Source organism: Citricoccus sp. NPDC079358 (assembly GCF_040702545.1).
GTDB lineage: Bacteria > Actinomycetota > Actinomycetes > Actinomycetales > Micrococcaceae > Citricoccus.
Genome location: NZ_JBFBLI010000011.1, coordinates 1 through 13,622, shown reverse-complemented (window position 1 = coordinate 13,622; position 13,622 = coordinate 1). Strand labels below are relative to the sequence as shown.

16 protein-coding genes are annotated in these 13,622 nt (G+C 68.4%); 8 read left to right on the top strand and 8 right to left on the bottom strand.

The features are described from left to right. Nucleotides 1-190 precede the first annotated feature (190 nt). Nucleotides 191-1,636, bottom strand: coding sequence for a mercury(II) reductase (gene merA, locus AB0333_RS13115; RefSeq protein WP_366219110.1), 1,446 nt, complete (start codon nucleotides 1,634-1,636; stop codon nucleotides 191-193). A gap of 95 nt (nucleotides 1,637-1,731) precedes the next feature. Here merA and AB0333_RS13110 point away from each other — a divergent pair, with 95 nt between their 5' ends. After that, entirely contained in the window at nucleotides 1,732-2,121 is a 390-nt protein-coding gene (locus AB0333_RS13110; protein WP_366219108.1) for a heavy metal-responsive transcriptional regulator, read from the top strand. Here AB0333_RS13110 and AB0333_RS13105 read toward each other — a convergent pair. After that, a complete protein-coding gene (locus AB0333_RS13105) occupies nucleotides 2,112-2,258 on the bottom strand; it encodes a hypothetical protein (protein ID WP_366219107.1) in 147 nt (48 codons plus the stop codon). The genes AB0333_RS13110 and AB0333_RS13105 overlap by 10 nt on opposite strands. A 177-nt stretch (nucleotides 2,259-2,435) precedes the next feature. Then, nucleotides 2,436-2,822, bottom strand: coding sequence for an NlpC/P60 family protein (locus AB0333_RS13100; RefSeq protein WP_366219106.1), 387 nt, complete (start codon nucleotides 2,820-2,822; stop codon nucleotides 2,436-2,438). Nucleotides 2,823-2,950: 128 nt separating this feature from the next. On the opposite strand from AB0333_RS13100, the gene AB0333_RS13095 reads away from it, so the two are divergent. Further along, nucleotides 2,951-3,361 (top strand): four-helix bundle copper-binding protein, encoded by a 411-nt coding sequence (locus tag AB0333_RS13095; RefSeq protein ID WP_366219105.1) that lies wholly within the window; start codon nucleotides 2,951-2,953, stop codon nucleotides 3,359-3,361. 107 nt (nucleotides 3,362-3,468) lie between these two features. Further along, nucleotides 3,469-4,074, top strand: a complete 606-nt coding sequence (locus AB0333_RS13090; protein ID WP_366219104.1) for a DUF305 domain-containing protein — start codon at nucleotides 3,469-3,471, stop codon at nucleotides 4,072-4,074. A 169-nt stretch (nucleotides 4,075-4,243) separates the two neighbouring features. Here the strand turns inward: AB0333_RS13090 and AB0333_RS13085 are convergent, their stop codons facing one another. From AB0333_RS13085 to AB0333_RS13065, 5 genes are read right to left on the bottom strand one after another with little or no spacing between them, the layout of a single operon-like run. Next, nucleotides 4,244-4,909, bottom strand: a complete 666-nt coding sequence (locus AB0333_RS13085; RefSeq protein ID WP_366219103.1) for a DUF305 domain-containing protein — start codon at nucleotides 4,907-4,909, stop codon at nucleotides 4,244-4,246. Between the two features lie 46 nt (nucleotides 4,910-4,955). After that, the gene (locus tag AB0333_RS13080) at nucleotides 4,956-7,154 is read right to left on the bottom strand and encodes a heavy metal translocating P-type ATPase (RefSeq protein WP_366219102.1); all 2,199 of its coding nucleotides are present in this window, start codon (nucleotides 7,152-7,154) and stop codon (nucleotides 4,956-4,958) included. A 54-nt stretch (nucleotides 7,155-7,208) separates the two neighbouring features. Continuing rightward, nucleotides 7,209-7,538 (bottom strand): heavy-metal-associated domain-containing protein, encoded by a 330-nt coding sequence (locus AB0333_RS13075; protein WP_366219100.1) that lies wholly within the window; start codon nucleotides 7,536-7,538, stop codon nucleotides 7,209-7,211. 49 nt (nucleotides 7,539-7,587) lie between these two features. Beyond that, nucleotides 7,588-8,766: an ATP-binding protein gene (locus AB0333_RS13070; RefSeq protein WP_366219098.1), complete on the bottom strand. Its 1,179-nt coding sequence runs from the start codon at nucleotides 8,764-8,766 to the stop codon at nucleotides 7,588-7,590. Then, complete coding sequence (locus AB0333_RS13065) at nucleotides 8,763-9,470, bottom strand: response regulator transcription factor (RefSeq protein ID WP_366219097.1); 708 nt, start codon at nucleotides 9,468-9,470, stop codon at nucleotides 8,763-8,765. The genes AB0333_RS13070 and AB0333_RS13065 overlap by 4 nt, the downstream gene beginning before the upstream one ends. Before the next feature lie 159 nt (nucleotides 9,471-9,629). Between AB0333_RS13065 and AB0333_RS13060 the strand changes: the two genes are divergently transcribed. From AB0333_RS13060 to AB0333_RS13040, 5 genes are all read left to right on the top strand, one after another. Next, entirely contained in the window at nucleotides 9,630-10,229 is a 600-nt protein-coding gene (locus tag AB0333_RS13060) for a CueP family metal-binding protein (RefSeq protein WP_366219096.1), read from the top strand. Nucleotides 10,230-10,516: 287 nt separating this feature from the next. Continuing rightward, the gene (locus AB0333_RS13055) at nucleotides 10,517-11,530 is read left to right on the top strand and encodes a bile acid:sodium symporter (RefSeq protein ID WP_366219095.1); all 1,014 of its coding nucleotides are present in this window, start codon (nucleotides 10,517-10,519) and stop codon (nucleotides 11,528-11,530) included. A 121-nt stretch (nucleotides 11,531-11,651) separates the two neighbouring features. Beyond that, nucleotides 11,652-12,020, top strand: coding sequence for a metalloregulator ArsR/SmtB family transcription factor (locus AB0333_RS13050; RefSeq protein WP_366219093.1), 369 nt, complete (start codon nucleotides 11,652-11,654; stop codon nucleotides 12,018-12,020). Further along, nucleotides 12,017-12,616 (top strand): cadmium resistance transporter, encoded by a 600-nt coding sequence (locus tag AB0333_RS13045; protein ID WP_366219092.1) that lies wholly within the window; start codon nucleotides 12,017-12,019, stop codon nucleotides 12,614-12,616. The genes AB0333_RS13050 and AB0333_RS13045 overlap by 4 nt, the downstream gene beginning before the upstream one ends. Before the next feature lie 264 nt (nucleotides 12,617-12,880). Beyond that, nucleotides 12,881-13,501: a TlpA disulfide reductase family protein gene (locus tag AB0333_RS13040; protein WP_366219091.1), complete on the top strand. Its 621-nt coding sequence runs from the start codon at nucleotides 12,881-12,883 to the stop codon at nucleotides 13,499-13,501. Nucleotides 13,502-13,622: the final 121 nt, after the last annotated feature.

Here is a 13,622-nt window from a genome sequence, read left to right as displayed (position 1 = left end):
TCTTCGTACCGCTTCGTAGTTTCGCCTGCCAACGCGGACGGCGCTTGACGGGCGTTAGACGGTGTAGCACCGGGCGAAACCGGCTGTCAGTCTCAACGCTCCGTCAGTTCCACATCAGGGCCCTTCACCGGACAAGCGCACACGACTAGGTCATGTTGCTCAAGGGTGCGGTGACTATAGCGTGGCCGGTTCAGGCGCAGCAGGAGAGCTTGGAGGGGTCGGTGGTGAAGGACTGGCAGGCAAGCTTGATGCCTTCGGCCATGGTCAGATAGGGCGCCCACATGGCGGCGACGTCCTGATAGGTCTGGTGTGTCTCGAGGAGGAATACGCCGGCGGCGGCGAGTTCGCCGGCGTCCTTGGCGAGGGCGGTGATGCCGAGGATGCGGCCGGTGTCGTCGTCGATGACGACCTTGATGAATCCGCGGGTGTCCCGGTTGACCAGGGCGCGGGGCACGTAGTCCAGGGGCAGCACGCGGCAGTTGCACCGGTGGCCGGCCGCCAGGGCCTGTGTCTCGGTCATCCCGACCGCGCCGATGGCGGGACTGGTAAACGTCACCCGAGGCAGGTGGGCGTAGTTGACCGTGCGCCCGGCGCCGGTGAAGGCGTTGTCGACGACCATCGCGCCGTGGTGGGCAGCGACGTAGACGAACTCCGGGTGCCCGGTGACATCCCCGGCGGCCCAGATGCGCGGGTTGGCGGTGGCCAGTGCATCATCGACGACGACCTCCCCGCTCGTACCGGTCGGGACCTGGACCGTGTCCAGGTTCAGGGCGTCGGTGACCGGCCGGCGGCCCAGCGCCACCAGCACCCGCTGGGCGCGGAACTGGGTGGTCCGGTCCGCGACGGTCGCGGTGGCGGTCACCTCGCCGGTGGTCTCGTCCTGGGCGATCGTGGTGAGCTGGGCGGGACGCACCACCGTGATGCCCTCGTCGGCGAAGACCGATGCCAGGACCTGGCTGACCTCGGGTTCCTCGGCCGAGGCCAGCCGGGAGCGGACCAACATGGTCACCGTCGAGCCGAGCCGGGCGAAGAGTTGAGCCAGTTCCAAGGCGACGTACCCACCACCCAGGACCAGCAGGGACTCGGGGACCTCGGCGAGCTCCATCGCGGTGGTCGAGGTCAGGTAGTCCACCTGCTCCAGCCCCGGCAGGTCCCGGACCCAGGGGCGGGCGCCGGTGGCGACCAGGTAATGCTTCGCCTCGATCACCTCGGTACTCCCGTCCGGGCCGGTGACCCGCAGCACCGGGGCCTCCGGGGAGCCTCCGAAGGAGGCCACGCCCTGACGGACCGGCCAGTCGTAGGATTCGGCCAGATCCACGTACTTCGCCTGCCGCAGCCCCTCCACCAGGGACTGCTTGCCCTGGATCAGGGCCGGCATGTCCGCCGGGCCGGCCGCGGTGGCGATGCCGGGGAACCGGCCGGGGGCGTCGGCGGCCACGTGCCGGGCCTCGGCGGCGGCGAGCAGCGCCTTGGACGGCACGCAGCCGATGTTCACACAGGTGCCGCCGACCGTGCTCCGTTCGATCATCACCACCGACTTGCCCAGGCCCCGGGCCCGGATCGCGGCGGAGAACGCCGCACCCCCGGAGCCGATCACCGCCAGGTCCACCTTCTGGCCCACTTGCGATACCCCCATCACTTGGCGAAATGCTCCACTGAGGCCAGAATGGACCTTCCAGTGCAGGGGAAGGTCAAGTCCATCCCGCCGGGGACCCCAGGAAGAGGGCTGACATGAGGATCGGCGAACTCGCCTCCGCCGCGGGCACCAGCACCAAGACGCTGCGGTTCTATGAAGAGCAGGGCTTACTGCCCGCCCCGGACCGAACGCCGGCGGGGTACCGGGACTACGACCCGATCATGCTCGACCGGTTGGACTTCATTCGCCGCGGCCAGGCCGCCGGACTCACCCTGGCCCAGATCCAGCAGGTGCTGGAGATCCGCGACGGCGGGCAGGCCCCCTGCGGCCACGTCCGCGACCTGCTCGACCAACGCCTGGTCAACGTCGAGGACCAGCTGCGCAGCCTGACCGCACTGCGCGACACCCTTACCTCGCTTCGAGACGAGGCCACCACCCTGCACCCCGACACCTGCGGCCCCCACCAGGTCTGCCGCTACGTCTGAACCGCGCTGCGCTCACCGGTGGCGAGCCAGTGGAGGGCGGCGGCCAGGCGCAGACCGGCGTGGTAGCTGCCGGCGGTCTTGTTGGAGCGCAGCGCGATCCCGCGCCACTGCTTGAGGCGGTTGAAGCACCGCTCCACGACATGGCGGCCGCGATACCGGGCCCGTTGCTGCTCCCCGAAATCGACCGGTCGGCCCGGCCTGTTCCGGCGGTGCGCGATCTAGTCGTCGCGTTCGGAGGATCCCCTTACGGACGCGAACCGTCGCCCATATGCCCCTCGGCAGGCCACTTCTAACGGGTGCCATGAATCGTTCAGTCAGCGGAACGGCGGGGTGGGCACGGTAGCTGAGGTCTCCTGAGATCGAACGGCCCCGAGGTTTTCGTCTTGCGTGACCGTCCCGGGGTGGTGGCGTGCCGCCGAGTAACGGGCGGCGGGACCCATCATGTTCCAGGGGCTGTAGTCGACAGCGTTCACGGCCACGCCCATCTGGGGGTTGCGGGCGTGGGCAATCTGGCCGTCGCCGGTGTACATGGCCACGTGGTGGATCCCGGAGGCCGAGCCGCTGTTGGACCAGAAGACGAGGTCGCCGACCTGCAGGTTGTCGAGGGAGACGCATTGGCTGGCGACTGCGTACTGGTCCTTGGAGTTCCGGGGCAGCTCGGCGCCGGGTCTCAGAGCGTTCGCGACAATGTCCGCCGTCAATCGGGATCTTCACGGAATCTTCAAAGTTGAGCCCTTTTTCCGGGCCGGGCGGGGGTCTACGGTCGGTTGCATGGCGGGCCGGTTCCGGCCGGTTCGTCTCCTAGATCGGACCGATGAAGGAGTAAGCCATGACCCATCACGTGAGCTCGATGCTGGAGACCTACCCGAAGGACTTGGGGGACATCGACCGGCAGAAGTTAGCCGAGTGCATCGAGGCCTGTTCCGAGTGCGCTCAGACCTGTACGGCCTGCGCGGACGCGTGCCTGGCCGAGGACATGGTCGCAGAACTGAGGCAGTGCATCCGATTCAATCTGGACTGCGCCGACATCTGCGCCACCACCGGGGCGGTGCTGTCCAGGCAGACCGGCAATAACGTCGAGACCACTCGTGCCCTGCTGGAGGCGTGCCGGACCGCCTGCAAGACGTGCGGGGACGAGTGCGAGAAGCACGCCGACATGCACGAGCACTGCAAGGTGTGTGCTGAGGCTTGCCGGCGCTGCGAGCGGGCCTGCGCCGAGTTGCTCGCCTCCTTGGGCTGAGCGCAGTCCAGACCGATGTCGGAATGCCGGTCAGGGCCAGCAGGTGTGGAACACGTGCTGGCCCTGACCGGCGGTACAAGAGCATCCTCGCCGGAGGAGAACTCGACGTGTCAAAGACAGAGCACAGCGGTGACCAGGGTGGTGATCGCGGCGGTGGTCATCAGGCGCCCCGCCGCTCCCTGAAGATGTATCTGCGGTTTGCCGCGATGATTCTGACCGGCATGGTGGTCATGTATTGGACGATGTTCGCCGGTTGCTGGGAGTGGGGACACGTTCGCTGGAGTGAGAGCAGGCTGTTCATGGCCTTGACCATGGGCGGGGCGATGGGCCTGGTGATGCTGGCCTGGATGCTCAACATGTACCGGAACGCGAAGGCGAACATTGCTGTGGTGCTCGTGAGCGCGGTGCTTCTGGGCGGCGGCATCGTCCTGGACCGCAGTCAGGCGACCGTCAACGACAGCGATTTCATGCGCGCGATGATTCCGCACCACTCGCTGGCCATCACGAGGTCCGAGCGGGCCGGTATCGAGGACGTCAGGGTGTGCGAGTTGGCCGTGGAGATCAGCGAGGCCCAGCGGCGGGAGATCTTCGAGATGGACTGGCTGATCCAGGACATCCAGGACAACGGGATCGTCACGACCCCCGAACAGGCCCAAGCACGGTCCGTGCCTGACTACGAGGAACCGGCCGAACGCCAGTGCCCCACCGACTGACGGATCCCAGGGCGCACCCCCAGCAATGTACTGATCCCGCGTCGGTTGGAGGTCCAACCGATGCGCCAAGACCCACACGACCCCATCTGCTTGGGTGGAGGGGGCCGTGTAGGTCCTTGGTGCGGCAGCGGCACGGGTAGAGCCGATCAAGAGGGGGCGGTGGATCCCGTCAGAGGTTTCCGAGCATCTGCTCCATCTCGGCGATCTCGGCCTCTTGGGCGGTGATGACCTGCTCGGCCAGGGCCACCGCTTGGGGATTCTGGCCGTTGTCGACCTGGTCTTGGGCCATGTCGACAGCGCCCTCGTGGTGGGCTGTCATCTGGTCCAGGTACAGCCGGGCCGCCTCGGTGCCCTGGGCTTCCTCGAGAGCGGCCATATCCTCCTCGGACATCATCCCGGACATCCCACCGTGGTCCATGCCCTCCATCTCTGCCATGGGTTCCGCGTCCCAGGCGGTGAGCATGGCATTCATGCGTTCGATCTCCGGTCCCTGGGCCTCGATGACCCGCTGGGCGAAGTCCGCGACTTCGGCCGGGACGTCGTCCTTGGCCAGCAGCATCTCGCTCATTTCAACGGCCTGCTCGTGGTGAGGGAGCATCATCTGGGCGAACATCACGTCCGCGTCGTTGTGCTCGGCCGAGATCTCCTCGGCCGAGCCGGTAGCCGTGGCGGACGGGGCAGCGGTGTCCGTGGTCGTGGAGGTGGCAGCAGCCGAGCTAGTGGCCGGGGTGGACTCGGAGCCGGCGCCGTTGTCCTCGGCACCGGGGCCACACGCAGTCAAGGCCAGGGCCGAGGTCAAGGCCAGGGCGGCCAGGGTGGTGGTGTTGCGTTTCATGATGGTTCCTTCCATTGGGGTTTCGACAGGGGGTCCAGGGCCGCGATCAGCTGGTGGCCGTCGCGGGCTGGGGTGTAGTGTCCCGATCCGAAGGGCTGGCCGGGGCCAGTCGGGCCGGATCCAGATCGGTCCGGCGCAGCAGTTGGGCGTTGAGGGCGACCACGATGGTGGACAGCGACATCAGCACCGCCCCAACCGCCGGAGAGAGCACGAACCCGATCGGGGCGAGCACGCCGGCGGCCAGGGGAACGGCGATCAGGTTGTAGCCGGTGGCCCAGATGAGGTTCTGGATCATCTTGGTGTAGCTGGCCTGGGAAAGCTCGATCATGGACAGCACGGCCCTCGGGTCGTTGCCGGCCAGTACGACGCCGGCCGATTCCATGGCCACGTCAGTGCCGGCACCGATGGCGATGCCGACCTCGGAGCGGGCCAGGGCGGGGGCGTCGTTGACGCCGTCACCGACCATGGCCACGCGTAGCCCGCGGGACTGGAGGTCGGTGACCTTGGAGTCCTTGTCCTTCGGCAGCACCTCGGCGAAGACCTCGTCGATGCCCAGGTCCGCAGCGACAGCCTCGGCGACCTGGCGGGCGTCGCCGGTGATCATGGCGACCTTGATCCCGCGCTCGTGTAGAGCGGCCACGGTGGCCCGGGACTCGGGGCGGACCCGGTCCTCCACGGCCAACGCGCCGATGACGGCGCGGTCACGGACGACGTGCAACACCCCGGCCCCTCGCTCGGTCCAGGCCTGGGTGTCAACGCTGAGGGCCTCAGGGATGTCCAGGGCGAGTTCGCGCAGCATGTTCGGCCCGCCCACCCTGACCTCGGATCCGTCCACCGTCGCTTTCACCCCGCGGCCGGTGGCCGACTGGAACCCGGTGCCACGCAGTCCCAGCCCGGCGGCTTCGGTGTGGTCGGTGGCAGCGGTCACGATGGCTCGGGCCACGGGGTGCTCGCTGTCGGCCTCGGCCGCAGCCGCGTAAGCCAGCAGCTGTGCCTCGGAGGTGCCTGGGGCCGGTGCGGTTCCGGTGAGAACGTGCGCGCCCTCGGTCAGGGTGCCGGTCTTGTCGAACAGGACCACGTCGATGGTGCGCATCCGCTCCAGAGCCATGCGGTCCTTGATCAGCACCCCGGCCTTGGCGGCGCGTTCGGTGGAGATCGCGATGACCAGCGGGATCGCCAGGCCCAGGGCGTGCGGGCAAGCGATGACCAGCACGGTCACGGTCCGGGTGACGGCGTCGTCCGGCTGGCCGATGGCCACCCAGACGATGGCGGTGATGATCGCCGCGGCCAGGGCGAACCAGAACAGCAGGGCCGCGGCTCGGTCGGCCAGGGCCTGGGCGCGGGAGGAGGATTCCTGGGCGTCGGCGACCATGCGCTGGATGCCGGCCAGGGCGGTGTCGGTGCCGACCGCCTCGATGCGCACCCGCACGGTGTTGTCGGTGGCCACGGTCCCGGCCACCACCGTTTCGCCCACGGTGCGGGCCACGGACCGGGATTCGCCAGTGATCATGGACTCGTCAAACTCCGCGGTGCCCTCGGTGAGGGTCCCGTCGGCCGGCACCCGCGCCCCGGAGCGGACCAGGACCGTGTCCCCGACCGCCAGATCACCGATCGCAACGGTCACGGTAGTGCCGTCCTCGGTGACCTTCTCAGCCTCGTCCGGCAGCAGGGCGGCCAGAGCGTCCAAGGCGGAGGAGGCCGCGCCAAGAGCGCGCATCTCCATCCAGTGCCCCAACAGCATGATGACCACCAGCAGAGCCAGCTCCCACCAGAAGTCCAACATGAACCCGCCGATGCCCAAGGACGTGATCCACGAGGCCACGAAGGCCACCGTGATGGCCATCGCGATCAGCAACATCATCCCGGGCTGCCGGGAGCGCAGCTCCGTGACCCCGCCCTTCAGGAACGGCATACCGCCGTAGAAATAGATCACGGTGCCCAGCACCGGGGCGATCCACTCAGAGCCCGGGAACTCAGGAACCCGGTAACCGAGCAGGTCCGCGACCATGTGGCTGAAGACCACCACCGGGATCGACAGGACCAGTGAGAGCCAGAACCGGTTCTTGAACATTGCCACCGAGTGCCCGGCATGGTCTCCGTGGTCGTGGACCGCGTGGTCCTCGTCCACCGCGGAGTGGGCGTGGTCGTCGGGCATGGCCTGGCCGTGGGTGTCCTCGTCCGCATGGTGGCCTTGGCCAGCGCGTCCATGGTCTGGATGGTCGTGGTCGTCGTCGGGGGTGCTCATGCTGTTCCTTCCGCGCAGGCCCCCTCATGCGGGGCCGGATGTTCAGGTGGACGGTCAGTCGGTGGGGGTGTAGCCGGCTTCTTTGATGGCTGAACGGACAGTGTTGGAGCTCACCGGGCCGGTCACGGTGACGGTGGTGACTCCATTGGCGACCAGGTCGACATCCACCGCGGTGACCCCGTCCAGTGCGGAGACCTCTTCCATGACCGAGGCGACGCAGTGTCCGCAGGTCATGCCCTCCACCCGGTACGTCGAGGCCCCGGCGGGCATCCCGGCCGCGCTGGCGACCTCCTGTCCGGCGGCCGAGGTGGTGTCGGGCGTGGGGGCGCAGCAGGCGCAACCGGTGGTGGCCATTGGCAGCGGGGTGCGGGTCGTGTTCTCCATGGGTGTTCTCCTCGGCGGATCGTGGGTGTGGCAGGAATCGGTGTAGCCCCTACCTCTTCTTGGTATATACCCCCTGGGGGTATCTGGCAAGTGTGTGAGTCACCCTCCGGCGGTGTGTGTCCCGGGGGCGGGGAAGGTCGACAGTGAAGACCGCGCCGCGGCCCGGTCCTGCGGATACGGCGCTGAGGGTGCCGCCGTGGGCCTCGACCAGAGCGCGGGCGATGGCCAGGCCGATGCCGGAGCCACCGTGGTCGCGATCGCGGGCGGTGTCGCCACGGTAGAAGCGTTCGAAGATCTGCGGCAGGTGTTCGGCGCAGATGCCCTCGCCGGTGTCGGCGACCACCAGCGCCAGGCGTCCGGGCCGGTGGCCGGTGGCGCGCAGGGTGACCGTGCCACCGGGTGGGGTGTGGCGTAGGGCGTTGGTCAGCAGATTGCCCAGCACCTGGCCGATGCGCTGGCGGTCCACCTCCACGGTCCCGGACCCGTCGCCGGCGTCGACCGCCAGGGTGACGCCCTTGGCCGAGAACGCCTCCCGGTGGGGCTCGACGGCCTCGGTGAGCAGCCCCGGCACGGATACCTCGGTGCGGTCCAGGACCAGGTGTCCTTCCTGGGTGCGGGAGACGTCGCCGATGTCCTCCACCAGCCGGCCTAGGCGCCGCAACTGTCCGGACATCAGCTCCGCGGTGGGTCCATCCCAAGAGGTGACCCCGTCCTGGAGGGCGTCGACGTAGACGGTGAGCACCGAGACGGGGGTGCGCAGCTCGTGGGCCAAATCCGAGAGCATCCGCCGGCGGGTGGTCTCGGTGCGCTCCAGTCGGGAGGCCATGGTGTTGAAGGCCCCGGCTACTGCGTCCACCTCGGTACCGGCCTCCAGGGGCGGGACCCGGGTATCGTAGCTGCCACCGGCCATGGCCAGGGCCGCGGTGCTCAGCTGGTCCAAGGGACGACGGATGCGCCGGGCGCACCAGGCGCTGATCAGCAGCGCACACACCAGGGCGGTGCCCACGGCCACCGCCAGGACGATGAGGTTGGCGTCTCTGTAGGCCTGCTCTGCGTGCAGCAGCGCGGCCGAGCCCTCGCTGCGCCCGGCCATGAGCAGATGGGTATGGAAGATCGGCGGTCCGGCCACCACCGCCACCACTAGCGCGACCAGCAGGCTGACAGCCACCACCAGCAGCTGAGCGGCCAGGAAGCGTGAGGCCAAGCCGTGGCCGTGCCGCCGGCTCACCGGGCCACCATCCGGTAGCCGACCCCGCGGACGGTGTCGATATGGTGTCCCGGGTCCACGTTGAGCTTGCGGCGCAGGTTCCTGATGTGCACGTCCACCAGCCGCTCGTCCCCGACCCAGGCCGGGTCCCACACGGTGTCGATGAGCTGGCGGCGGGTCATCACCTGCTGCGGACGGGCAGACAGGGCCGCCAGTAGGTAGAACTCGGTGCGCGTCAGCCCCACCGGCAACCCACCTACCCGAGCCTCATGCGCGGCCAGGTCCACGGTCAGGTCCCCGAACACCCGGGCAGGCTCAGCCGGGTATAGGCCGGTCCGCGGACGGCGCAACACCGCGGCCACCCGGGCGACCAGCTCGCGCACGCTGAAGGGCTTGGTGATGTAGTCATCGGCCCCGGCCCCAAGCCCGGCCAGTTTGTCCTCCTCGTCCCCGCGAGCGGTGAGCATCAGCACATAGCACTGGGAGAAGGAGCGCAGCCGACGGCAGACCTCGATCCCATCCAGCCCGGGCAACCCCAAGTCCAGGACCACCACATCGGGGTCATGACCGCGAGTTGACTCCAAGGCGTCGGGACCGGTGTGGGCGACCGTCGCGTCGTAGCCGGCCCGGGCCAGATAGGTCGCCACCATCGCCGCCAGGGGCTTCTCGTCATCCACGACCAGCACCCGGCCGGCCGAGAGGGTGGAATCAGTGCCAGGATCCATGCCTCCAGTGTCTCCCCACCATCCCGGCCAGCACCCCGACGCCGGCCCGTGTCAGGGGAATCTTCGCCAAACCTTCAAACCAGCCACCCCGGGTACGCCGACGCTCCAGGGGAGAATGGAGAGTCGATCCTCGCCGTGTGGCGAGGCGGAAAGGAACCCGTGACCTCACTGTCCCGCAGAACCATGATCGGCGGAGGCCTCGGCCTGTTCGGCTCAACCGTCCTGGTGGCCTGCTCGCCCACGATCCCGGACACCGGCAGCGTCGGCACAGCCGAGGCGCTCGACCCGCGGGCCCGGCAGCTGCTGGCCGCCCACGGCATCGAGGCCTCCACCGCCGAAGACGCTGTCACCGCCATGGACCAGGTATCCCAACGGCGCCCGCTGGCCCTCACCGGTTCCGTCGGATACGACCAGGTCGCTTTCGCCGACGACTCCGACCATGTCACCGTCCCTCTGACAAGCGGGCAGTTCTACCTGTCCATGGCGCCCTATCGCACCCAGAAGCACGAGTCCCACTACCACAACCTCGGAGGGTGCCAGGGAGAACTCACCGACACCCCCATCCACGTCACCGTGACCACCGACGCCGGCGTAACCCTCCTCGATGAGGACGCCAATACCGGCACCAACGGCTTCACCGGCTTCTGGATCCCCCGCGACCACACGGGCACCGTCACCGCCACCGAAACAACGGCCAGCACACCCTTCAACTCCGGCCCGGACGGACCCACCTGCCTCACCACCCTGCACCTGGTCTGAACCACCAGGCATCCACGCAAACCAGCACCCACACCTTATGGACGCTGAGACTGGCCGTAAGGGGACGGCCTGCGGAGGCAGTTCGGAGGTACCGCCGATGGTCATATGGGCAACGGTGCGACGCCGTAAGGGGATCCCCTTACGGACCGCGTTGGGGCCACTCCCGGGGACTCGTGCAGCCCACGTATGAAGTTAGTGTCGTCGGCTTTTGAAAATGACAGCCACGTCTCCCCGACCGGGCAGCTGCGCGAGGATGGACGCAAGGTTCTCTCCCGGAAAGGACGCGCATGATCGGCTGGCTGGAGCGGTGGCAGATCCCCTTGTACCTGGCGGCGTTGGGGGCCGGCGCGGTGTTCGGGATGGCCGCCCCGTCCGTCGCCCCGGGCCTGGAGCTGGCGATCAACCCGGTGCTGATGGTGCTGCTGTACGCCACATTCCTGAGCGTGCCCTTGACCCGGCTGGGCCGGGCCCTGCGCGATGGCCGGTTCCTGGCCGGGCTGCTGGTGCTGAACTTCGTCCTCGTCCCGGTCGTGGTCTACGGGCTCTCCAGGTTCGTCGCCGACGACCAGGCCCTTCTGCTGGGGGTGCTGCTGGTGCTGCTGACCCCGTGCATCGACTACGTCATCGTCTTCTCCGGGCTGGCCGGGGCCGCCCATGACCGGCTGCTGGGCGCGGCCCCGCTGCTGATGCTCGTGCAGATGCTGCTGCTGCCGGTGTTCTTGGGCCTGTTCATGGGCCCCGATCTGTTTCAGGTGCTGCACGCCGCCTCGTTCCTCGAGGCCTTCGGGTTGTTGATCGTCGCCCCCTTGGCCCTGGCCGCGCTCACCCAGTACCTGGCCACCCGCTCGGCTGCCGCACGGAAGGTCATGGACGTGATGGAGGCGCTGATGGTGCCGCTGATGATGGCCACCCTCGCCGTCGTGGTCGCCTCGCAGGTCGATGCCGTCCGGGCGGAGCTGTCCTCGTTGCTGCGGGTCCTCCCGATCTACGTCGCCTTCCTGATCGTGATGGTCCCGCTGGGGGTGCTCACCGGCCGAGTCTTCGGCCAGGACGTCCCGGCCACCCGGGCGGTGGTCTTCTCCGGGGCCACCCGCAACTCCCTGGTCGTGCTGCCTCTGGCCCTGGCCGTGCCGGAGGCCCTGGCCCTGGCATCGGTCGTCGTGGTCACCCAGACCCTCGTCGAACTCGTCGGCATGGTCACCTACGTCCGGCTGATTCCCCGCCTGCTTCCCCGACGCGCTACCTTGGCGCCAGCACGTGACGTCGCCACGGATGAGGACCACCCGCCTCGGCCGGGTTAGGCCGTGGCAGCCCCGTCCGGTTCTGGACGGAACGGTGCTCGGTTCGAGCGTTCGGCAGGCGGCCCTGCAACTCAGCCCCTAGGGCCATCGAGAGTTCAGTATCTACTGTATAGTTCAGTGAGTGCTGACTATAGATTCTCATTTGGACGTGATGAACCGATTGGGTCGGGCGATGGCCGACCCGACCCGGTCACGGATCCTGCTGACCCTGCTGCAGGACCCGGCCTACCCGGCCTACCCGGCCGAGCTGGCCCGGGACCTGGAGCTGACGCGCTCTAACGTGTCGAACCACCTGGCCTGCCTGCGGGACTGCGGGATCGGGGTCGCGGTGCCCGAGGGCCGCCAGACCCGGTATGAGATCGCCGATGCGCACCTGAGCCGGGCGCTGACTGCGCTGGTCGAGGTCACCCTCGCGGTGGATGAGAGCGCCCCCTGCCTGGACCCGGCCTGCTCGGTGCCAGGCTGCGACGATACGGAGGCTGCGGCATGATCCTGTCTTCAGTCCTGCAGGCGATCGGCCTGTTTCTGGTCACGAACATCGATGACATCATCGTGCTCTCCCTGTTCTTCGCCCGCGGCGCCGGACAACGGGGGACCACCGCCCGGATCCTGATCGGCCAGTACCTGGGCGTCATCGGCATCCTCGGCGCAGCCGTGCTCGTGTCCCTGGGGGCCGGGGCGTTCCTGCCCCCGGAGGTCATCCCGTACTTCGGGCTGATCCCGCTGGGGCTGGGTCTGTGGGCAGCCTGGAAGGCCTGGCGCGGGGACGACGATGACGATGACGATGCCAAGATCGAGGGCAAGAAGGTCGGCGTCTGGACCGTGGCCGGGGTGACCTTCGCCAACGGCGGGGACAACATCGGCGTCTACGTCCCGGTCTTCCTCAGCGTGGGCCCGGGCGCCGTAGTCGCCTACTGCATCGTGTTCCTCGCGCTGGTGGCGGTACTGGTGGGCCTGGCTAAATTTGTCGCCACCCGCCGGCCCATCGCCGAGGTGCTGGAACGCTGGGAGCACATCCTGTTCCCCATCGTGCTGATCGGCCTGGGCGTCTTCATCCTCATCAGCGGTGGAGCTTTCGGGCTCTGAGCTACGGGGCCGGGCATTCACCCCGAGCGACTCGGCCCCGCCTTCCCCGTACCGCAAATTGCGTTGCGCGCCTTGACCATTGAGCAGACTCAGCGCCCGTGCCACCAATCCGCCGACCGGAAGACCCCGTCGGGGCTGTCATCGCTCAGCCTTGCTGGCGGTGTAGCCCGGAGTTCGGCCCGTTCTTCTACAACCGGTAGAATTCGCGATACTCCGATTTCCGTCACGGTTCCTGTATCGAGTTCTGAGAGAAGTTCCAGCCGTATGCCATCTCGTCCGCCGTTGCCCATCCCCTCGCGCCGTCGGGTTCTGGCCGGGCTGGCCGGGGTCGTGTCCTTGCCGCTGCTGGCGGCCTGCAGTTCGGACGACCCGTTGACCGCCCAGGCCGGCAATGCTGACGGCAAGAACTACATCGCCGGTGACGGGTCGGTCTTGGAGATCGTCCCGGACCGGCGCGGGGAGCCGGTGCAGTTCCGCTCCACCCTGTTCTCCGGGAAGCCGATCAGCACGCAGGACCTCGCCGGGGACCCGGCGGTGCTGAACTTCTGGTATGCCGCCTGTGCCCCGTGCCGGGTGGAGGCCCCGGACCTGCAGGCCCTGCACGAGCAGTTCGCCCCCGAGGGGGTGCGGTTCTTGGGCATCAATGTCCGCGACACGGTGGCCACCGCGGAGGCGTTCGAGCGCAATTTTGGCATCACCTACCCCTCGGTGGAGGACCGCGGCGGGCAGGTGCTGCTGGCGATGACCGACTACGTGCCGCCGCAGGCCGTGCCCACCACGATCGTGCTGGACCGGTTGGGGCGGGTCTCGGCCCGGATCCTGGGAATCGCAGAGCCCTCAACGCTGCGCACCCTGATAACCACCGTCCTGGATGAACGGGCCTGAGCGTCCCGTGACAGCTTGTCACCGAAGCCCCCCACTTTATCGTGGTCTCCGGAGGACGCCCCTCGGGAGGGCAGCATGAGCATCGGCGGATTCTTTGCCGAAATGGTCCAGTCCGGGGCCC

Bases quoted from the DNA above. Each gene is read 5' to 3' on its own strand.
- merA (WP_366219110.1), bottom strand. From the start codon at position 1,636: ATGGGGGTATCGCAAGTGGGCCAGAAGGTGGACCTGGCGGTGATCGGC.
- AB0333_RS13045 (WP_366219092.1), top strand. From the start codon at position 12,017: ATGATCCTGTCTTCAGTCCTGCAGGCGATCGGCCTGTTTCTGGTCACG.
- AB0333_RS13075 (WP_366219100.1), bottom strand. From the start codon at position 7,538: ATGGAGAACACGACCCGCACCCCGCTGCCAATGGCCACCACCGGTTGC.
- AB0333_RS13095 (WP_366219105.1), top strand. From the start codon at position 2,951: ATGACCCATCACGTGAGCTCGATGCTGGAGACCTACCCGAAGGACTTG.
- AB0333_RS13055 (WP_366219095.1), top strand. From the start codon at position 10,517: ATGATCGGCTGGCTGGAGCGGTGGCAGATCCCCTTGTACCTGGCGGCG.
- AB0333_RS13065 (WP_366219097.1), bottom strand. From the start codon at position 9,470: ATGGATCCTGGCACTGATTCCACCCTCTCGGCCGGCCGGGTGCTGGTC.
- AB0333_RS13040 (WP_366219091.1), top strand. From the start codon at position 12,881: ATGCCATCTCGTCCGCCGTTGCCCATCCCCTCGCGCCGTCGGGTTCTG.
- AB0333_RS13080 (WP_366219102.1), bottom strand. From the start codon at position 7,154: ATGAGCACCCCCGACGACGACCACGACCATCCAGACCATGGACGCGCT.
- AB0333_RS13110 (WP_366219108.1), top strand. From the start codon at position 1,732: ATGAGGATCGGCGAACTCGCCTCCGCCGCGGGCACCAGCACCAAGACG.
- AB0333_RS13085 (WP_366219103.1), bottom strand. From the start codon at position 4,909: ATGAAACGCAACACCACCACCCTGGCCGCCCTGGCCTTGACCTCGGCC.